Annotated in this window: 16 protein-coding genes; 3 read left to right on the top strand and 13 right to left on the bottom strand. The window is 65.8% G+C overall.

From position 1 onward, the window contains the following. Positions 1 to 19: 19 nt before the first annotated feature. Complete coding sequence (locus tag ACSQ8Y_RS18630; protein ID WP_436267923.1) at positions 20 to 763, bottom strand: sulfite exporter TauE/SafE family protein; 744 nt, start codon at positions 761 to 763, stop codon at positions 20 to 22. A 97-nt stretch (positions 764 to 860) separates the two neighbouring features. On the opposite strand from ACSQ8Y_RS18630, the gene ACSQ8Y_RS18635 reads away from it, so the two are divergent. Continuing rightward, positions 861 to 1766, top strand: a complete 906-nt coding sequence (locus tag ACSQ8Y_RS18635; RefSeq protein ID WP_436267924.1) for a LysR substrate-binding domain-containing protein — start codon at positions 861 to 863, stop codon at positions 1764 to 1766. A 1-nt stretch (position 1767) separates the two neighbouring features. On the opposite strand, the gene ACSQ8Y_RS18640 is transcribed toward ACSQ8Y_RS18635, so the two are convergent. From ACSQ8Y_RS18640 to ACSQ8Y_RS18695, 12 genes are all read right to left on the bottom strand, one after another. Next, on the bottom strand, positions 1768 to 2520 hold the full coding sequence (locus ACSQ8Y_RS18640; protein WP_436267925.1) for a PqiC family protein: 753 nt from the start codon (positions 2518 to 2520) through the stop codon (positions 1768 to 1770). Further along, positions 2517 to 4118, bottom strand: coding sequence for an intermembrane transport protein PqiB (locus ACSQ8Y_RS18645; protein WP_436267926.1), 1602 nt, complete (start codon positions 4116 to 4118; stop codon positions 2517 to 2519). The genes ACSQ8Y_RS18640 and ACSQ8Y_RS18645 overlap by 4 nt, the downstream gene beginning before the upstream one ends. Beyond that, the gene (locus tag ACSQ8Y_RS18650) at positions 4111 to 5382 is read right to left on the bottom strand and encodes a paraquat-inducible protein A (protein ID WP_436267927.1); all 1272 of its coding nucleotides are present in this window, start codon (positions 5380 to 5382) and stop codon (positions 4111 to 4113) included. The genes ACSQ8Y_RS18645 and ACSQ8Y_RS18650 overlap by 8 nt, the downstream gene beginning before the upstream one ends. 61 nt (positions 5383 to 5443) lie before the next feature. Then, positions 5444 to 7150, bottom strand: coding sequence for a putative bifunctional diguanylate cyclase/phosphodiesterase (locus tag ACSQ8Y_RS18655; RefSeq protein ID WP_436267928.1), 1707 nt, complete (start codon positions 7148 to 7150; stop codon positions 5444 to 5446). Then, the gene (locus ACSQ8Y_RS18660) at positions 7147 to 8397 is read right to left on the bottom strand and encodes a Zn-dependent hydrolase (protein WP_436267929.1); all 1251 of its coding nucleotides are present in this window, start codon (positions 8395 to 8397) and stop codon (positions 7147 to 7149) included. Before ACSQ8Y_RS18660 ends, ACSQ8Y_RS18655 begins: the two co-directional genes overlap by 4 nt. Positions 8398 to 8513: 116 nt before the next feature. Next, a complete protein-coding gene (gene hydA / locus ACSQ8Y_RS18665) occupies positions 8514 to 9908 on the bottom strand; it encodes a dihydropyrimidinase (RefSeq protein ID WP_436267930.1) in 1395 nt (464 codons plus the stop codon). Positions 9909 to 9940: 32 nt separating this feature from the next. Then, complete coding sequence (locus ACSQ8Y_RS18670; protein WP_436267931.1) at positions 9941 to 11425, bottom strand: NCS1 family nucleobase:cation symporter-1; 1485 nt, start codon at positions 11423 to 11425, stop codon at positions 9941 to 9943. Positions 11426 to 11552: 127 nt separating this feature from the next. Next, positions 11553 to 12833: an NAD-dependent dihydropyrimidine dehydrogenase subunit PreA gene (gene preA / locus ACSQ8Y_RS18675; RefSeq protein ID WP_436267932.1), complete on the bottom strand. Its 1281-nt coding sequence runs from the start codon at positions 12831 to 12833 to the stop codon at positions 11553 to 11555. After that, a complete protein-coding gene (locus ACSQ8Y_RS18680; protein WP_436267933.1) occupies positions 12833 to 14200 on the bottom strand; it encodes an NAD(P)-dependent oxidoreductase in 1368 nt (455 codons plus the stop codon). The genes preA and ACSQ8Y_RS18680 overlap by 1 nt, the downstream gene beginning before the upstream one ends. Positions 14201 to 14323: 123 nt before the next feature. Beyond that, positions 14324 to 15826: a CoA-acylating methylmalonate-semialdehyde dehydrogenase gene (locus ACSQ8Y_RS18685; RefSeq protein WP_436267934.1), complete on the bottom strand. Its 1503-nt coding sequence runs from the start codon at positions 15824 to 15826 to the stop codon at positions 14324 to 14326. 28 nt (positions 15827 to 15854) lie between these two features. Then, on the bottom strand, positions 15855 to 16970 hold the full coding sequence (gene ald, locus ACSQ8Y_RS18690; protein WP_436267935.1) for an alanine dehydrogenase: 1116 nt from the start codon (positions 16968 to 16970) through the stop codon (positions 15855 to 15857). An 18-nt stretch (positions 16971 to 16988) separates the two neighbouring features. After that, positions 16989 to 18305, bottom strand: a complete 1317-nt coding sequence (locus ACSQ8Y_RS18695; protein WP_436267936.1) for an aspartate aminotransferase family protein — start codon at positions 18303 to 18305, stop codon at positions 16989 to 16991. A 175-nt stretch (positions 18306 to 18480) separates the two neighbouring features. Here ACSQ8Y_RS18695 and ACSQ8Y_RS18700 point away from each other — a divergent pair, with 175 nt between their 5' ends. Then, positions 18481 to 19950, top strand: coding sequence for a PLP-dependent aminotransferase family protein (locus ACSQ8Y_RS18700; RefSeq protein WP_436267937.1), 1470 nt, complete (start codon positions 18481 to 18483; stop codon positions 19948 to 19950). A 22-nt stretch (positions 19951 to 19972) separates the two neighbouring features. Then, on the top strand, positions 19973 to 20647 hold the full coding sequence (locus tag ACSQ8Y_RS18705; protein ID WP_436267938.1) for a TetR/AcrR family transcriptional regulator: 675 nt from the start codon (positions 19973 to 19975) through the stop codon (positions 20645 to 20647). Positions 20648 to 20664 lie beyond the last annotated feature (17 nt).

Here is a 20664-nt window from a genome sequence, read left to right on the forward strand (position 1 = left end):
GACGTGCGTAAGCCGCCCTTCAATGCCAGGCCGCATCCAGCCCCAAGTGCATGCCCAGCAACAGCAACGCAAACAGCAAACAGCGGCGGAAGATCAACGGCGGCATCCGGCCGCGCAGCCGCTGCCCCAGCAGCATGCCCGCAAGCGCCGGCAGCTGCGCCACGAACGACATCCCGGCCGCCGCCGGCTGCCACGCGCCCCGCGCTGCCAGCGATGCCGCCAACGCCAGCGTGGACACCGTGAACGCCAGCCCCATCGCCTGCACCAGTTCATCCTTCTCCAGTTCCAGCGCCTGCAGATAAGGCACGGCCGGTATCACGAACACGCCGGTCGCCGCCGAGATGGCGCCGGTGATGGCGCCCACCGCAGGCGACAGCGCGCCCTCGCTGCCGTTACGCAGCTTCCAGCGCACCGACAGCAGACCCATGGCCGCGTACGCCACCAAGGCCACGCCCAGCGCCCCGCTGGCCAGTTTGGCGTCCGCCGCGAGCGCGCCGGCCAGCAGCGTGCCGGCCCCCGTGCCGACGCAGATTCCCGCCATCATCGGCCACAGGCGCTGCCACAAGGGATACAAGGAGGCGCCGGACATCAGCTGCCAGACATTCGTCAAAAGCGAAGGCACAACCAGCAAGGCTGCCGCCTCCAGCGGCGGCATCACGATGCTGAGCATGGCCACCGCCACGGTCGGCAAGCCCATACCCGTCACGCCTTTGACCATTCCCGCAAGCAGGAACACCACGGTGATGTAAATGATATTTTCCATGCTTCGCAGTCTGGCACGGCGCGACGACAGCGGGAATGTGGAATATACTCAGTCTGCCTTCGGCCTGGACGAAGGCACAGCACAACAAGGGATCATCATGCGATTCGACCTGACCGACCTGCGCCTGTTTCTGCACGTCGCCGAAAGCGGCAGCATCACCTCCGGGGCGGAGCAGTCGCACCTTGCGCTGGCGTCGGCCAGCGCGCGCATACGCGGCATGGAGGAGATGCTGGGCGTGCCGCTGCTGGAACGCGGCCGGCGCGGCGTCGAGACCACCGAGGCAGGACGCACGCTGCTGCACCACGCGCGCATGATCACGCAGCAGATGGAAAAGATGCGTGCCGACCTGGGTGAATATGCGTCCGGCCTGAAAGGTCATATACGCGTGCTGTGCAACACCTCCGCGCTGGCCGAGTTCCTGCCCGACGCCCTGGCCGGCTTCATGGCCGCGCATCCGCAAGTGAACATCGACCTGGAGGAGCGGCTCAGCTACGAGATCGTGCAGGGCATCAAGGACGGCCTGGCCGACATCGGCGTCATTGCCGACTCGGTGGACAGCACGGGGCTGGAGACTTTCCCCTTCCGCGACGACCGCCTCGTACTGGCGATGGCGCCCGGCCACCCGCTGGCGGCGCAGCTGAAGCGCAAGCGCAGCATGGCTTTCACCGATGCACTGGGCTACGATTTCATCGGTCTGGCCGGCGACAGCGCGCTGCACAAATACATCGCCGGGCACGCGGCGCGCCTGGGCAAACGGCTGGTCTACAGGGTGCGGCTGCGCAGCCTGGACGCCGTCTGCCGCATGGCCGCCAGCGGCGCGGGACTGGCGGTGCTGCCCGAATCGGCCGTGCTGCGCTCACGCGACGTGATGGCGATCCGCCACGTCCAGCTGACCGACCCGTGGGCCGTCCGCAAACTGCTGATCTGCGTCCGCCATTACGCCGACCTGCCCGGCTACGCGCGCGAGCTGGTGGACGCGCTGCGGCCGGCGGTACCGGACTGAATCAGCAGGCCGCGCTGCCGCCGTTATTGATGGTACGGATGGCTTTGGCGATGCCGGCGGCTATGCGCGCGACGGCGCGGCGGTGGCCGGCCACCAGGGCGTCATAGCCCGGCGCGACCTTTTCGTCGGCGGTGCTGCGGCAGGTCAGCACCTTGTTGCTGCCGACGCGGCGCACGCTCCAGACGGCGTCCACCAGCGCATATTGGCCGGGCGCGGATTCGAAGCGCTGCACGCTGGTGCTGACGCGGTAGACCGTGGCCTGCTCCGGCGCCGCCGTGCGGTAAACGTCGATGGCGCCCAGCTCGCCCGTGATGCCGAGCGACAGCGCCTGGCCGATCTCGGACGCCAGCGGCGCGGCCCAGCGCTCCTGCTCCAGCAACTCCACCCTGCCCGCGCCGCTCGTGACCACCAGCTGGTTGCGGCTGACCTGCTGCGGCACGCTGACCGCCTGCAGTTCGATGTAGACCGGCGCCGTCATCTGCTGCTGCCCGCCGGCGCCAGGCGCCCCGGCGGCGGAACCGGTGCTCCCCGCCGATCCCGCGGCCGTAAGGGGAGCCCCCGCTGTCAGGCTGTAAAAGTGCTCCACGGGCGCCGTGCCGCAGGCCGCCAGCAGCAAGGCCGACGCCAGCGCGCCTGCCCGCATGGCGACGGTGCCCGCCAGGCCGGTGCATGTTGCCGCGGCACGGCGGCCAGCCCCTACATCGCCGGTGCGCATCCCCGCGGCCTGCGGACGCTTCATCATGGGCTGTGTCATTTCTTCTCTCCTTGCTTGCCCCTGATGAGCGACTCGGGGTGGCGTTCCAGGTAGTCGGACAGCGTGTTCAGCGATTGCAGCGTCTGCGTCAACTGCTGCAACGCCTCGCGCAGGTCGGACTGCACCGGTGAATCCTTGTGCAGCAGCTGTTCGGCGGTGCCGAAAGTTTGCTTGGCCGCGCCCAGCGTGTCCTTCATCTCCGGCAGCACCTGTCCGTCGAGCTGCTTGAACAAGGCATTGGCGTTCTTCAGCGTGGCGTTCAGGTTGTTGCCGATGTCGGCGAAGGGCACCTGGTCCAGCTTGCGCGCAATGCTGGCGATCTGCGTCTGCAACTCCTCCAGGCTGTTCGGTATCGTCGGCAGTTCCAGCGGATACGCGTCCACGTCGAGCTTGACCTGCGGCGAATTGGGGAAGAAGTCGAGCGCGATGTACAACTGGCCGGTCAGCAGGTTCCCGGTGCGCAGCTGCGCGCGCAGGCCGCGGCTCACCATGCGCTCGAGCACCGCCGGTCCAGCCTTGTTGTCAGGGTCGGCCGCCAGCGCCTGCTGGAACCGTTTGCCCAGCCGCGCCGGGTACAGGTCCACCGTCACAGGCATGCGGAAGCTCTTCTTGTTCGGGTCGTACTCCACGCCCACCGAGCGCACCTCGCCCAGCACGATGCCGCGGAAGTCCACCGTGGCGCCGGGTTGCAGGCCGCGCAGCGACTGGTCGAAATAGAACACGCTGGAAATGGGCCGGCCGTCCGGTTCGCGCAAGGCGCTGGCCTGGTCGGCAGCGAGCAGGAATTCCGATCCGTTCGGCGCCACCGTGTCCGGCTTCTGCCCCGTCATCGACTCAAACGCGATGCCGCCCACCAATAGCGCCGCCAGCGACTGCGTGTTGATCTTGAAGCCGCCCGAGTCCAGCCGCAGGTCGACGCCGCTGGCGTGCCACCAGCGCGTGTTCTTGCCTACATACTGGTCGTACGGCGCGTTGACGAACACGCGCATGCTCACGCCCGCACCCTGCGGCTCGAGCGCGAAGTCGATCACCTGCCCCACCTGGATGCGGCGGAAAAAAATCGGCGAGCCGATGTCGATCGACCCCAGGCTGTCCGCATGCAGCGTGAACTGGCTGCCCTTCTGGTCCACCGTCACCGGCGGCGCGCTCTCCAGGCCGGTGAACTGCTCGGCGCCCAGTGCCCCCTTGCCCGCGTCCACGCCGATATACGCGCCCGACAGCAGCGTACCCAGGCCTGACACGCCGCTCGCGCCGACGCGCGGCTTGACCACCCAGAAGCGCGTATCGGCCGCCGTAAAGCGCTTGGCGTCCTTGCTCATATCGATCGTCACCTGCACCTTGGACAGGTCCGGCGCCAGCGCGATGGTGCGCACCACGCCGATGTCGACGTCCTTGTACTTCACGCGCGTCTTGCCGGCCTCCAGGCCGTCGCCGGTGCGGAAGGTGACCGTCACGGTCGGCCCTTTGTCGGCCACCGACTTGGCCACCAGGCCGAGGCCGATCAGCGCCGCCAGCAACGGCACCAGCCACACCAGCGAGGGCAGCCAGCGGCTGGCCCGCTCTACTTTCGGCTCGGGCAAGCGCTCTTCATCAGACATGTTGCTCTCCACTTCTTTCTTCCTCATGATCCCAGATCAGGCGCGGATCGAACTCCAGCGCCGCCAGGATGGTCAGCACAACCACCGCGCAGAACGCCAGCGCACCCGGGCCGGGCGTCATCACCGCCATCGAATTGAAACGCACCAGCGCCACCGTCAGCGTGATGACGAAAATGTCCAGCATCGACCAGCGGCCGATGAACTCCACCATCCGGTACAGCACCGTGCGCTGGTGCGGACGCCAGCGCGAGCCGCGCTGCGCGGTGTAGGCCAGCAGCGACAGCGCCACCAGCTTCAGCACCGGCACCACGATGCTGGCAACAAAGATGATCACCGCCAGCGCCGGCGCGCCGGTGTCCCAGAAATACAGCACGCCGCTCATGATGGTGTCCTGCGTGTCGCCGGACAGCGAGTCGGTGTACATCATCGGCAGCGTGTTGGCGGGAATGTACAGGATGGCCGCCGCCAGCAGCAAGGCCCAGGTGCGTTTGATGCTGTCCGGGTGGCGCCGGTGCAGCGTGCTGCCGCAGCGCGCGCAATGCTGGCGATGCGCGGTAGTGACGGCGGCGGCCACGAGGCCGCAGGCGTGGCATGACAGCAGCGCTGCCGATGGCGCTCCCCCGGCGCCGGCCGGCAGTTCGGGCGCCGGCCGGTGGACGCCGGCCACGGCGTCGCCGATCTCCCATAGCACCTTCGGGTCGAACGAGGCGACCACGGTCAGCAACACGGTCAGCGCGCCGAAGGCGAACAGGCCGGCATGGAACACCAGCGTGGCCACGCTGGTCAGCTTGATCATGGCAATCAGGATGCCCATCATCAGCACCTCCGTCATACCCCACTGGCGCGCCTTGCGCACGGCGCGCAGCAGGCGGTGGAAGCCGGGAGGCCGGTAACCCGCCCGCAGCGCCAGCGACACGTACAGCAGCGCGCACAGCTCGATAATGGGAAAGGCGATGGTAAACAGGAGCACGCAGACCGCGACAGTGCGCATGTCCTCTATCCAGAGAATGCGGATGGCGTCGAACAGGGTCGCGCTGGTGCTGCTGCCGTGCATCTCCATCTCGACGATGGGGAAGAACTGGGCGATCAGGAAGACGATCAGCGTGGCCAGCGTGATGGCGGCAATCCTGTCCAGATTGGGCGGCACGCCACGGTACAGCACCGAGCGGCAGCGCACGCAGCGCGCCTTCTCGCGCGGCGCCAGCGGCAGGCGCTTGTGCAGCACGCCGCACTCATGGCAGCTGATCAGATCATTTCGATGCACGGTTGTCGCTTCGGATGGGCCAGCCAGCATGATACGTGAAAACCACGTGAAACACGGCCCCTCAAGCCAGATTGACCCGCGCGATGAAATCGGCCAGCGCCGCCGGCGCCAGCGGACGGCTGTACAGATAGCCCTGGAACAGCTGGCAGCCGCCTTCGGCAACCAGTTCCAGCTGCGCTTCGGTCTCCACGCCCTCGGCCATGACCTCCATGCGCAGCGCCTTGCCCAGCCCCGCGATGGTGTGCACGATGGCCCTTCCATGGCGGCCCTTCTCGGCATCCCACACGAAGGAACGGTCAATTTTCAGCTGTTCCAGCGGCAGCCGGTGCAAATAAGACAACGAGGAATAGCCGGTGCCGAAATCGTCCAGCGCGAAGCCGACGCCTGCCTCGCGCAGCAGCTCCATGCGCGCGATGGTCGTCTCCACGTCTTTCAGCAACAGGCTCTCCGTCAGCTCCAGTTTGAGCCGGTCCGCGCGCACGCCGGTGTCGGCCAGCACCGCCAGCACTTTCTCGACGAAATCGGGCTGGTGGAATTGCTGCGCGCTGACGTTGACGGCCATGCGCAAATCCGCCGTGCGCGGCTCGGCCGCCCAGCGCGCCAGTTGCGCGCAGGCGGTGCGCAGCACCCAGGCGCCAAGCGGGATGATGATGCCCGTTTCCTCGGTCAGCGAAATGAATTCGACCGGCGCCACCATGCCGCGCACCGGGTGGCGCCAGCGCAGCAGCGCCTCGGCGCCTGTCATGCGCTGGCGCAGGTCGCACTGGGGCTGGTAGTGCAGTTCGAACTGGCCTTCGTTCAGCGCCTGGCGCAAATCCGCCTCCAGGGCGGCGCGCGCGGCCACGCGCTGCTCCATGCCCGCCTCGAACCAGGTGCTGGTGTTGCGCCCCGCCGCCTTGGACTGGTACATGGCCAGGTCCGCCCGCTTGAGCACCTCGTCCACGCTGCCACTGGTACTGTCGATAATCGTGACGCCTATGCTGGGCGAGCTGTAATGCTGCACGCCCGCGATGTCGAACGCCGCGTCGAAGGCCCGCAGCACTTTGGCCGCCACGTCGCGCGCGTGCTGCGCCGCCGTCTCGCCGCTGTCGCCCATGTTGTCGAGCAGGATCACGAACTCGTCGCCGCCGAAACGCGCCACCGTGTCGCTGGCGCGCAGCAATGCCGTCATGCGTTCGCCCACCATCCGCAGCAGGATGTCGCCCTTGTCGTGGCCGCGCGCGTCGTTGACGGCCTTGAAGTTGTCCAGGTCGATGAACAGCACCGCACCGCAATGGTGGCTGCGCTGGTAGCGCTGCAGCGCCTGGCCGATGCGCTCCACTAGCAGTTGCCGGTTGGGCAGCCCGGTCAGGCGGTCGTAGTAGGCCAGTCTGTGGAATTCGGCCTCCTGCGCCTTGCGCTGGCTGATGTCGAGGAAATAGAGCGCCAGGCCGTCGTCGGAGGGATAGGCCCGCACTTCGGTCCACAGGTCGAGCGGCTGGTAGTACTCCTCGAACAGCACCGACTGGTTGGTGGCGACCGCCTGGTGATACGCCTTGTAATAGGGACCGCCGACCGCCTCCGGGAAGCGTTCCCAGATGTTCATGCCGATCACCTCTTCGCGCTTGCATTGCAGCAGGCGCTCGGCCTCGCGGTTGATGAAGGTGAGGCGCCACTCCCGGTCCAGCATGAGGAAGGCGTCGGTGATGTTGTCAAGCGTGCATGCCAGCCGCGCACCCAGCCGCTGGGCTTCAAGGTCCAACTGCGGCGGGTGCGCGTCTTCGGTCATGGAACAGGTCTGGCCCTCTCCAGCATCGCGTGCAGCAACACGTTGCAGCCGGCTTCGAGATGCTCGGCTTTCGCATCCTCGATCTCGTTGTGGCTGATGCCATCCTTGCAGGGCACAAAGATCATGCCGGCCGGCGCCACGCGCGCCGCATAGATGGCGTCGTGGCCCGCGCCCGACACGACATCCATGGTGGAATAGCCCAGTTTGGCCGTGGCATTGCGCACCGCGTCCACGCAGTCCGGGTGGAAGGGACATGGCGGATAGTAGGAAACGCGCTCGATGCTGATGCCGAGTCCGGATTCCTGGCGGGTTTTGTCTATGAAGGCCAACATTTCCTCGTGCATGGTGTTGAGCAGCTCGTCGTTGACATTGCGCAAGTCGATGCTGAATTTTACCTCGCCCGGGATAACATTGCGGCTATTCGGGAAAACCTGCATCATGCCGACGGTGCCGCGTCCGTATGGAGGGTAGCGGTTTGCTATCGACACCACCTCCTGGATGATGCGGGTGGCAACCTGCATGGCGTCCTTGCGCAGGTGCATCGGCGTCGGGCCGGCGTGCGCTTCCATGCCGGTGACCACGCAGTCGTACCAGGACAGCCCCATCACCGCCGGCACCACGCCGATCACCTTATCCTCGTCCTCCAGCACCGGGCCCTGCTCGATGTGGGTTTCGAAATAGGCGCCGATGGGATGCTGGCCCGGCACCTGGTCGCCCTTGTAGCCGATGCGTTCCAGCTCCTCGCCCACGGTCTTGCCCTCGGTGTCCTTGGCCGCGTAGGCATGCTCCAGCGTGAAAGCGCCGCAGAACACGCCGGAGCCCATCATCACGGGCACGAAGCGCGAGCCTTCCTCGTTGGTCCAGAACGCGACTTCGATGGGCGCTTCGGTCTTCACGCCATGGTCGTTCAGCGTGCGCACCACTTCGATCCCTGCCAGCACGCCGTAGTTGCCGTCGAACTTACCGCCGGTGGGCTGGGTGTCGATATGGCTGCCCGTCATGATGGGCGGCAGCGCATTGTTGGTGCCGTCGCGGCGCATGAAGACGTTGCCGATCTGGTCGATGGTGATGCTCATGCCGGCCTCCCGCGCCCAGCCGACCACCAGGTCGCGGCCCTGCTTGTCCAGGTCCGTCAGCGTGAGGCGCTTGACGCCGCCTTTCGGGGTGGCGCCGATCTTGGCCAGCTCCATCAGGGAGGACCAGAGGCGGTCGCCGTTGACGTACAATAATTCGTGCAGTTCGTTCATTTGTGGACTCCGTGAAAAGTGGATTCCCGCATGCGGCTCGGCGCCCCAGCGGGAATGACACACGCATTGTCGTCCCGCATCGGCGGACCGCCGCGTACGCGGGGACCCATATACCGCTAGCCAGCTGATACCGCCTTGAACGCCGGACGGTCGATGTACCGGCCCGCGCCTTCAACCGCGCGCAACTCGCCCTTGTGCCAAACCACTTTCCCGGCCGACAGCGTCGTCGTCGGGATGCCCTTCACGGTGCGCCCCTCGAACACGTTGAAGTCGCCCTTGGCATGCTGAGTCTTGGCCGAAATGGTGCGCGTGCCCTCAGGGTCCCACACCACGATGTCCGCATCCGACCCGGCCGCGATCAAGCCCTTGCGCGGATAAATGTTGAAGATCTGCGCCGCATTGGCCGACGTCACCTTGACGAACTCGGACGGTGTCAACCGCCCCGTGTTCACGCCCGCGTCCCAGATCACGGCCATGCGGTCTTCCACCCCGCCGCAGCCGTTCGGTATCTTGCTGAAATCGTCGCGCCCGGCCGCCTTCTGCGCGGCGCAGAAAGTGCAGTGGTCGGTGGCCGTGGTGTGCAGATTGCCGCCTTGCAGCCCATGCCACAGCGCGGCCTGGTGGTGCTTGCTGCGGAACGGCGGGCTCATCACGTGCGCCGCCGCGAAGGCGAAGTCCTCGTTCTGGTACACGCTGTCGTCGATGATCAGATGGCCCGCCAGCGCTTCGCCGTACACGCGCTGGCCGTTGGCGCGCGCGCGCGTGATCGCATCGAGCGACTCGGCGCAGGACACGTGCACGATGTACACGGGCGTGTGCAGCACGTCCGCGATGGCGATCGCACGGTTGGCCGCCTCGGCTTCCACCGCGGGCGGCCGCGACAAGGGATGCGAGCTGGGGCCGGTCAAGCCCTGCTTGATCAGATCCTGCTGCAGCTGATAGACCAGTTCACCGTTCTCCGCATGCACGGTCGGGATAGCGCCCAGCTCCAGGCAGCGGCGGAAGCTTTTGACCAGCGTCTCGTCGTCGGCCATGATGGCGTTCTTGTAGGCCATGAAGTGCTTGAAGCTGTTCACGCCGTGGTCGCGCACCAAGGTGCCCATGTCGCGGTGCACGGACTCGTCCCACCACGTGATGGCGACGTGGAAGGTGTAGTCGCCCGCCGACTTCTGGGCCCAGCCGCGCCACTGCTGGAAGGCCTCGAGCAGCGGCTGCTGCGGATTCGGTATCACGAAGTCGATGATGGTGGTGGTGCCGCCGGCCAGGCCGGCGGCGGTGCCGGTGTAGAAATCGTCCGCCGTGACCGTGCCCATGAAGGGCAGGTTCATGTGCGTGTGCGGATCTATCCCGCCCGGCATCACATACTGGCCGGCGGCATCGATCACGGTGGCCGACGCGGGCGCGTCCAGCTTCTCGCCGACTGCGACGATCTTGCCGCCGTAGCACAGCACATCGGCGCGGAATGCCCGGTCGGCATTGACGACGGTGCCGCCGCGGATAATGGTGGTCATGTTGCGATTCTCCTGAAGTGAAAGCCCGATGCTTAAGGCTGTGCGGCAGGCCGCAGCGCTTGCGCCGCTTTGCCCTTCATCATGACGCCGTAGGCCAGCGCGGAAATGGCGATGCCGACAAACCATGCATAGGTGTAGATGGTCTTGAAGCCCTCGCCCACTCCGGGGAAAGCGGCCGGAAAGGCCGCGTTCAGGAAGCCGGGGATGTTCGGCGCCACGCCGATGACGAAGGCCGCGACGGCGGCCATGTTCCAGCCGTTGCCATACGAGTACTGGCCGTCTTCGCGGTACAGCTGCTCGACATTCAGCTCCGTCTTGCGGACGAAGTAGTAGTCGATGATCAGGATGCCGGCGATGGGGCCGAGCAGCGCCGAGTAGCCGATCAGCCAGGTGAAGATGTAGCCCTGTGTCGATTCCAGCACTTTCCACGGCATCATTACGAGCGCGATGGAGGCGGTGAGGTAGCCGCCCGCGCGGTAGCTGATGTGCTTGGGCGCGAGCGCCGAGAAGTCGTACGCCGGGCCCACCAGATTGGCGGCCAGGTTGACGCTGACGGTGTCGATCAGCAGTATCACCAGCGCCACCAGCACGGCCACGCCGGTCATGCGGCTGGCCAGGTCGACCGGGTCCCAGATCGCCTTGCCGTACAGGACCACGGTGGCGGAGGTGACGATCACCGCCAGTGCGGCCAGCAGGCCCATGGGCACCGGCAGGCCGACGGTCTGGCCGAGCAGCTGGTCGCGCTGGGTCTTGGCGAAGCGGGTGAAGTCGGGGATGTTGAGCGCCAGCGTGGCCCAGAAGCCGACCATGGCGGTCAGCGAGGGCCAGAAGGCGGACCAGAACTGGCCGGCCTTCTTGCCGCCTTCAACGAATTGCGAGGGCTGCTCCAGCAGCGGGCCGAAGCCGCCGGCCTTCTGGTAGACCCAGCCGAGCAGCACGAAGCAGATCAGGATTTTCAATGGCGCGGTGTAGGTTTCCAGTTTGCGGATGGCGTCCATGCCGTGCACGATGTACCAGAACTGGATCGCCCAGAAGGCCAGGAAGCACAGCAGCTGCATGCCGTTGATGCCCAGGCCGGCGATCTTGCCGCCGCCTATCTCGCCGCCCAGCATGACGCCGATCAGGGTGTAGATCATCTGGCCGCCGAACCAGGTCTGGATGCCGTACCAGCCGCAGGCGACGATGGCGCGCATCAGCGCCGGCAGCCGCGCGCCGCTGGTGCCGAAGGAAGCGCGCGCCAGCACCGCATAAGGGATGCCGTACTTTGTGCCGGCATGGCCGATGGCCAGCATGGGCAGCAGCACGATGGCATTGGCGAGGAAGACGGTGAACACGGCCTGGTAGGCCGACATGCCGCCTTCGATCAGGCTGGCCGACAGGGTGTAGGCGGGGATGCACATCACCATGCCGACCCACAGCGCGGCAAAGTGATACCAGCGCCAGGTGCGCTGCGCGGCACTGGTGGGCGCCAGGTCCTCGTTCCAGAGTTGGGTGCTGCCGGATAAGTCTTTATTCACCGTATTCGCTCCCTTAAATTGAGTTCCCGCCTGCGCGGCGGTCCGGCGATCCGGAACGACAAGCTGCCGTGGTCGTCCCCGCGCAGGCGGCGGTGCGCCGCTGCGCGATCCATACATACTATCCGAGTCAGGCGGCCTTGACTTCGCGCCGCGGATTGCGCGGATCCTCGGTCCAGTTCATATACGGCTTGCCTGTATCCTGCGGCACCATGGTGATGCAGCCCTGCACCGGGCACGTGATCTCGCACAGGTTGCAGCCCACGCACTCCTCCTTGATCACCTCGTAGGTGCGCACGCCGGCCGCATCGATCAGCTGTGCGATCGACTGGTGCGAGGTGTCTTCGCAGGCCACATAGCAACGCCCGCACTTGATGCAGTCGTCCTGGTTGATCTGCGCGATCACCTGGTAATTCATGTCCAGGTATTTCCAGTCGGTGGTGTTCGGCACAGCCTTGCCCATGAACTCGCCGACGTTCTTGTAACCCTTCTCGTCCATCCAGCGCGACAGGCCGTCCTTCATTTCCTCGACGATGCGGAAGCCGTGCAGCATGGCCGCCGTACAGACCTGCACGCAGCCCGCGCCCAGGGCGATGAACTCGGCCGCGTCCTGCCAGTTGCCGATGCCGCCTATGCCCGAAATCGGCAAGCCCCTGGTCTGCGGGTCGCGTGCGATCTCGGCCACCATGTTCAGCGCAATCGGCTTGACGGCGCTGCCGCAATAGCCGCCGTGCGTGCTGGCGTTGCCCACCGCAGGGAAAGCCACCATGCGGTCCAGGTCCAGGTGCGTGATCGAGTTGATGGTGTTAATCAGCGAAACCGCGTCCGCCCCGCCCGCGTTGGCCGCGCGCGCAGGCGCGCGCACGTCGGTGATGTTGGGCGTGAGCTTGACGATCACCGGCAGCCTGGTGTGCTGCTTGCACCAGCGCGTCACCATCTCCACGTATTCCGGAACCTGGCCGACCGCCGCGCCCATGCCCCGCTCCGGCATACCGTGCGGACAGCCGAAATTGAGTTCGATGCCGTCCGCGCCGGTCGCCTCCACCAGCGGCAGGATGTCGGCCCACAATTTTTCTTCGCACGGCAGCATCAGCGAGACGACGATGGCGCGGTCCGGCCAGGCCTTCTTCACTTCCGTGATTTCGCGCAGGTTGATTTCCAGCGAGCGGTCGGTGATCAGCTCGATGTTGTTGAAGCCCAGGACCTCGCGGTTCTTGCCGTAGTGCGCAGAATAGCGCGACGACACGTTGACGGCCGCCGGATCCTCGCCCAGCGTTTTCCACACCACGCCGCCCCAGCCGGCTTCGAATGCGCGCACCACGTTGTACGCCTTGTCGGTCGGCGGCGCGGATGCCAGCCAGAACGGGTTAGGCGATTTGATGCCGCAGAAATTGATGCTCAGATCGGCCATTATGCAGCCTCCACTTTAGAAATGATGTCGTGATGGATGGCGTGCGCCGCCAGCTTCCCGTGCTGCACCGCCTGCACGGTCAAGTCCTGCCCCGGCGCCACGCAGTCGCCGCCCGCGTACACGCCCGGCACCACGGTGCGGTATTGCTCGTCCACATGGATCTTGTCGCCGTCGCGCCTGATGGTGGCCGCCATGGAATCCGACAGGCTGGCGCCGTCCATGCTCTGGCCTATGGCCTTGAACACCGCGTCGGCCTGCAGTTCGAACTTGATGCCTGTGCCGATCAGGCGGCCGTTCTCCAGCACCGTGTTCTCGAAGCGCATGCCGCACACCTTGCCGTCGCCGTCGAGCAGCACCTGCTGCGGCGCGGCCCAGGTGCGCATGCGGACCTGGTTGGCCTTGGCGATGTCCTGCTCGTGGTGCGTCGCGCTCATGTCGTCGAAGCCGCGGCGGTAGACCAGCGTCACCTCCTCCGCGCCCAGGCGCTGGATCTGCACCGCCATGTCGATCGCCGTGTTGCCGGCGCCGATCACGATGGCGCGCCGCGGCACCGGCAGCTTGGACAGGTCGCCGGCCTGGCGCAGCTCGGATATATAGTCCACGGCAGCCAGCAGGCCGGGGGCGTCCTCGCCGGTCAACCCCAGCTGGCGGCTCGCGCCCAGGCCCAGGCCGAGGAACACCGCGTCGTACTGGGCGTGCAGGTCCTTCAACTGCACGTTGCCGCCCAGCGTCTGGCCGTGGCGCACCTCGATGCCGCCTATGCCGAGCAGGAACTCGACTTCCTTCTGCGCGAAGTCCTCGGTCAGCTTGTACTTGGCGATACCGTATTCATTCAGGCCGCCGGACTTCTCCTTCGCCTCGTAGATCACCACGTCATTGCCCAGCATGGCCAGGCGGTGTGCGCAGGACAGGCCGGCAGGACCAGCGCCCACCACCGCCACCGTCTTGCCGGTGGACGGGGCGCGCTGGAAAGGATGCTCAGCGATGGTCATGTTATCGAGCGCATAGCGCTGCAGCAGGCCGATTTTCACCGGCTGGCCTTCGGCGTCGTGGTTGCGCACGCAGGCGTCCTCGCACAGGATCTCGGTCGGGCAGACGCGCGAGCAGCTGCCACCCAGGATGTTCTGCTTCAGGATGCCGACCGCCGCGCCATTGACGTTGTGGTCGTGGATATTGCGGATGAAACTGGCCACGTCGATTTCGGACGGGCAGATGCGGGTGCACGGCGCGTCGTAGCAATACAGGCAGCGTGCGCTTTCTATCGCCGCCTGGCGCGCGTTGAGCGGCGGCGCCAGATCGGTGAAATGCTCGCCCAACTCGGCGTTCGTGGCTTTTGGCTGCGGTAGGTGTGTGAGTGTCGCGATCATATTCATTCCTGTTATCTGACCCTTGTCATTCCCGCGTACGCGGGAAGCCATGCTGAGCATACTGCGGACGCGACGTATGGGTTCCCGTGCGGGCGGCGAGCCCTTCGCGGGAACGACAACGTTCTACTTCATCTGCGGAAATGCAAATTCCGCGCCAGCGCTTGCGGTGTTCGGCCAGCGCTGCATGACCGCCTTGTGGCGCGTGTAGAAACGCACGCCTTCGGGGCCATAGGCGTGATGGTCGCCGAACAGGCTGCGCTTCCATCCGCCGAAACTGTTGAAGGCCATGGGCACCGGCAGCGGCACGTTCACCCCCACCATGCCGACCTGGATCTGGCGCACGAATTCGCGCGCCACGCCGCCGTCGCGCGTGAAGATCGCCACGCCGTTGCCGTATTCGTTGTTGTTGATCAGTTCCACCGCGTGGACCACGTCCGGACAGCGCATCACGCACAGCACCGGGCCGAAGATTTCCTCCTTGTAGATCGTCATGTCGGAGGTCACGTGATCGAACAAAGTGCCGCCGACGAAGAAGCCGTTCTCGCGTCCCGCGACCTTGAAATCGCGGCCGTCCACCACCAGCGTGGCGCCCTGCTCCACGCCCTCGCCGATCAGGCGCTCGATACGCTGCTTGGCCATGGACGTCACCACCGGCCCCATTTCGGCACCCGCCTCCATGCCGTCGCCTACTTTCAGTGCGGCGGTGCGCTGTTTCAGTGCGCCTATCAGCTTGTCGCCCGCGTCGCCCACCGCCACGACGACCGAGATCGCCATGCAGCGTTCTCCCGCCGAGCCATAGGCCGCGCCCATCAGGGCGTCGACCGCCATGTCCATGTCGGCATCCGGCATCACCACCATGTGGTTCTTGGCACCGCCCAGGGCCTGCACGCGCTTGCCAGTGGCGCTGCCGCGCGAGTAGATGTATTCGGCGATGGGCGTGGAGCCGACGAAGCTCACCGCCTGCACCACCGGGTGCTCCAGCAGCGCGTCGACCGTGACCTTGTCGCCCTGCACGACGTTGAACACGCCGTCCGGCAAGCCCGCCTCCTTCAGCAGTTTCGCGTGCAGCAGCGAAGGCGATGGATCGCGCTCGGAAGGTTTCAGCACGAAGGTGTTGCCGCAAGCGATGGCGACCGGGAACATCCACATCGGCACCATCACCGGGAAGTTGAACGGCGTGATACCGGCCACCACGCCCAGCGGCTGTCGCATCGACCATGCGTCGATGCCGCGCGAAATCTGGTCGGTGAATTCGCCCTTCAGCAGTTGCGGAATGCCGACTGCGAACTCCACCATCTCGATTCCCCGCGCCACTTCGCCCTGCGCGTCGCTGAAGGTCTTGCCGTGTTCGCGCGTCAGCATGGCCGCGAACTCGTCAACGTGCTGCTGGCACAGCTGCAGATACTTGAACAGCACGCGTGCGCGCGTCAGCGGCGGCGTGGCGGACCAGGACGGGAAGGCGGCAGCGGCGGCCTGCACCGCCGCATCCACTTCCTCCGTGGTGCCCAGCGCCACGCGGGCCACCGGCTCGCCCAACGCCGGATTGAACACGTCACCATAACGGCCGCTTTGGGTGTCGACCTTGGCGCCGTTGATGAAGTGGGTGATGGTATCGAGATCGCTCATGCTTCTTGCTCCGTTAAAACTTGCTCCGTTAGGCCAACAAAGAGTCGGCCGAAATATAGGGGTAACCCAGGCCATGCGCCACCGCTTCATAGGTGACATGGCCCTGGCATACGTTCAATCCGTTTTTCAAATGCGGGTTCGCCTGCAGCGCCCGTTTCCAGCCCTTGTCGGCCAGCGCCACGGCGTGCGCGATGGTGGCGTTGTTCAGCGCGAAAGTGGACGTGCGCGCCACCGCGCCCGGCATGTTGGCCACGCAGTAGTGCACCACGCCGTCCACGATGTAGGTGGGCTGTTCGTGCGTGGTCGCGTGCGACGTCTCGAAGCAGCCGCCCTGGTCGATCGCCACGTCCACCACCACCGCGCCCTTCTTCATGCGCGAGATCATGTCCTTGGTCACCAGCTTGGGCGCTGCCGCGCCGGGCACCAGCACGCCGCCTATCACCAGGTCCGCGTCCAGCACCGCTTCCTCGATGGTGTGCGCGTTGGAGTACATGGTGGAGACCTGGTTGCCGAACACCAGGTCGAGCTGGCGCAAACGGTCCACGCTCTTGTCCAGTATGGTGACGCGCGCGCCCATGCCGATCGCCATCTGCAGCGCGTTGCTGCCCACCACGCCGGCGCCGATGATGGCCACGTGGCCCGGCGCCACGCCCGGCACGCCGCCCAGCAGCAAGCCCATGCCGCCCTTGGATTTCTCCAGGTGCGCCGCGCCGGCCTGGATCGCCATGCGGCCGGCCACTTCGCTCATCGGCGCCAGCAGCGGCAAGCCGCCGTTGGGACCGGTGATGGTTTCATAGGCCAGGCATACCGCGCCGGACTTGATCAGCGCGCGGGTCTGGTCCGGATCCGGCGCCAGGTGCAGATAGGTGTAGAGGATCTGGTTCTCGCGCAGCATCGCGCACTCCTCCGGCTGCGGCTCCTTCACTTTCACGATCATCTCCGCGCGGGCGAAGATTTCAGCCGCCGTATCGATAATGGAAGCGCCCGAGCCCACGTACATCGCGTCGGTCAGACCGATGGCCGCGCCCGCGTTTTTCTGCACCAGGACCTGGTGCCCGCGCAGGACTAGCTCTTTCACGCTGGCCGGGGTAAGGCCCACGCGCGATTCCTGATTTTTGATCTCTTTCGGTACGCCTACCAACATGGTGATCTCCCGTTAGTGTCATTCCAGGTTCTTCAATACCTTCGCCAGCTTGCCGAACAACTCGTCGATGTGCTTCTTCTCGAACACCAGCGGCGGCGACAGGGCGATGATGTCGCCCGTGGTACGTATCAGCACGCCGTCCGCAAACGCTTTTTTGAAGGCGCTGAACGCGCGCGCGCCCGGCTTGCCTTCGATCGGCGCCAGCTCGATACCCGCGATCAGGCCGATGCTGCGGATGTCGATCACGTGCGGCAGGCCTTTCAGCGAGTGCACCGCGTCGGCCCAGTATTCCTGGATGCCCTGCGCGTGCTCCAGGATGTTCTGTTCCTTGAACACTTCCAGCGTCGCCAGCGAGGCCGCGCACGCCACCGGGTGGCCCGAATAGGTGTAGCCGTGGAACAGTTCGATGCCTGCCGGCGCTTCCATGAAAGCGTCGTGGATGAACTTCTTGGAGAACACCGCGCCCATCGGTATCACGCCGTTGGTCAGGCCCTTGGCGGCGGTCATCATGTCCGGCTCGACGCCGAAGTAGTCGGTGGCGAACGGCGTGGTGAGGCGGCCGAAACCGGTGATCACCTCGTCGAAGATCAGCAGGATGCCGTGCTTGGTGCACAGTTCGCGCAGCCGCTTCAGATAGCCCTTGGGCGGAATCAGCACGCCGGTGGAACCGGCCACCGGCTCGACGATCACCGCCGCGATGGTGGACGCGTCGTGCAGCGCGACGATGCGTTCCAGTTCATCGGCCAGGTTGGCGCCGTGTTCCGGCTCGCCGCGCGTGTAGGCGTTCTTCTCCAGGTTGTGCGTGTGCGGCAGGTGGTCCACGCCCGGCAGCATCACGCCGTAGGGCTTGCGGTTGCCGGCGATGCCGCCCACCGAGATGCCGCCGAAGCCCACCCCGTGGTAGCCGCGCTCGCGGCCGATCAAACGGGTGCGGCTGGCCTCGCCGCGCGCCTTGTGGTACGCCAGCGCGATCTTGAGCGCGGTGTCCACCGCCTCGGAGCCGGAGTTCGTGTAGAACACGTGGCCGAAGCGGTGGTTGGTGTACTCCATCAGCTGTTCGGCGAGGTCGAAGGCGGCCGGGTGGCCCATCTGGAAGGTCGGCGCGAAATCGAGCTGGCCTATCATCTCGCGCACGGCTGCGACGATCTTCGGCTGCGCGTGGCCGCAGGGCACGCACCACAGGCCGGCCGTGCCGTCCAGGATGGCGTTGCCGTCCACGTCCTTGTAGTACACGCCCTCGGCCGACACCAGCAGGCGCGGATTGGACTTGAAATCGCGGTTGTTCGTAAACGGCATCCAAAATGAGGACATGGATGCTGGTCTGGACTCGTTCATGCACTTCTCCTTATTTTTTGACAAACCGTAAAAATCTTTACCAGTTGGCAAAATCATGATGCAATAATAGTCAGCCGCTTCACTATGGCACAGATACACAATCAGCAAAACCAGCCAACCGTACAGGTGACAAAAACGATACAGTTGCGGGTGTGGGGACTTGGAGAGCGTGGCAATGGACGAAATAGCAAGCACAAGCGAACGGGACTGCGGCCGCAGCGATGGCGGCGGCTGGCCCGTGCTGTCCATAGAGCGCACGCGCAAAGGCAGCCTGGTCGACCAGATCGTGTCCGCCATCACCGCCATGGTGGCGCGGCGGGAACTGCGCATCGGCACAAAAATGCCCTCGGTCAGGCAATTCGCCAAGTGTAATGGCGTGTCCACCTTTACAGTTGTGGAGTCCTACGACAGGCTGGTGACGCTGGGACTGCTGTCCTCGCGGCGCGGATCGGGCTATTTCGTGGCCCGCCAGGACGTTCCCGCCACACTGCTGCCGATGCAGCACCACCCCGCCCCCGTCCACATCGACGCGCTCACGCCGGAGCTGTATTCGGGCGTCTCGGAGGCGCTGCCGGTGGGCGCGGGCTGGCTGCCGCCCGAGTGGTACGGCGAGGACACCATCCTCGACGCGGTGCGCCAGGCCATGCGCATCCCGGCCAACCGGCTGCGCGGCTACGGCCACCCGCTGGGCTTCCCCACGCTGCGCCAGCACATGGCGGCGGTGCTGAGCGACGAACTGTATCCGGTCGAGCCGGAGCAGATCCTGCTGACGCACGGCGCCACCCACGCCTTCGACCTGGTGCTGCGCACCCTGACCAAGCCGGGCGACACCGTGCTGGTGGAGGACCCCGGCTACAGCAATCTGCTGTCGCTGATACGCCACCACGGCTGCATCCCGGTCGGCATCCCGCGCGACGCCAACGGCCTGGACATGGCGGCGCTGGCCGAGCAGGCCAAGGCCGCCGGACCGAAGCTGATGTTCGTCAACACCGTGCTGCAAAACCCGCTCGGCACCTCGCTCACGCACGCGCAGGCGCACCGATTGCTGGCACTGGCCGAGCAATTCGACTTCTGGCTGGTGGAGGACGACATCTACCGCGAGCTGACGCCGCGCGGCGAGGCATCGCTGGCAGCCATGGACGGCTTGCGCCGCGTGATCCGCGTCGGCAGCTTCTCCAAGACCTTGTCGCCGGTGCTGCGGGTCGGTTCCATCTCGGCCTCCAATTCGCTGCTGCCGGAACTGCTGCGCGTGAAGATGCTGGCCGGGCTCACCACTTCCGAGATCAACGAGCGCGCCGTATTCCACGCCATCACCGCGCGGCCCTACAAGCGCATGGTGGAGAAGCTGGCCAGCCAGCTGGAGGAAGGCCGCAACCGCAGCATCGAACACCTGGCGGCGGCCGGCATGCGGCCCCTGGCGCAGCCGCGCGGCGGCATGTTCGTCAGCGCCGGCTGGGAGCACGTGCCCACCCCCGAATTCAACGGCAAAAGCGTGGCCGACCTTGCCCTGAAGTCCGGCATCTTGCTCTCGCCGGGCGAGTTCTTTATGCTGCGGCCCAGTGCCAGCATCTGGTTCCGCTTCAACGCCGCCTATAGCGACAGCCCGCAGTTGCGGCAATTCCTGCAATCCGTACGACCCGGCTGAACCAGCAAAGAAAGACCATACCATGCCAGCAGTAAAACCGAACGCCATACCCGGCCTCGCCGCCGCCCCAAAAGTGAAGCGGCGCGTCATCAACCGCGACAAGCTCGAGACCGACATCGCCGCCGTGGCGGTGCGCGTGTTCGCCGAATGCGGCTATGAAGGCACGTCGATCGCCGCCATCGCCGACGCGGCAGGGCTGTCGAAACAAAACCTGATGTACTACTATCCGACCAAGCAGGCGCTCTACCAGCGCGTGCTGGACGACGTGCTGGACGACTGGCTTGCCCGCATGGAAAGCCTGGCCGACGAGGAGCACGATCCGCACGACGTGCTGCGCACCTATATCCAGGCCAAGCTGCGCTTCTCGCGCGAGCAGCCGTGGGCGTCCAAGGTGTATGCGATGGAAATCATCAGCGGCGCGCAGCTGTACGGCGAGCAGATCAAGAACCGCGTGGTGCCGCTGCTGCGCAAGGACATCGACGTGTTCGAGAGGTGGATCGCGGCCGGCCGCATCGCGCCGCTGAACGCGACCCATCTGCTGTTCATGATCTGGGCCATGACGCAGTCCTACGCCGACTTTTCAGCGCAAATGGCGCTGGTGCTCGAGCGCAAGCAGCTGACGCGGCAGGACTACGACGACGGCGAGGAAACCATCGTGCGCATGGTGATGGCGGCCATCAGCCTGCCTGCGCCGTAAAAATCTTGTAAAATTAT

Source organism: Pseudoduganella sp. LjRoot289, assembly GCF_964252925.1.
Taxonomy (GTDB): Bacteria; Pseudomonadota; Gammaproteobacteria; order Burkholderiales; family Burkholderiaceae_D; genus Rugamonas.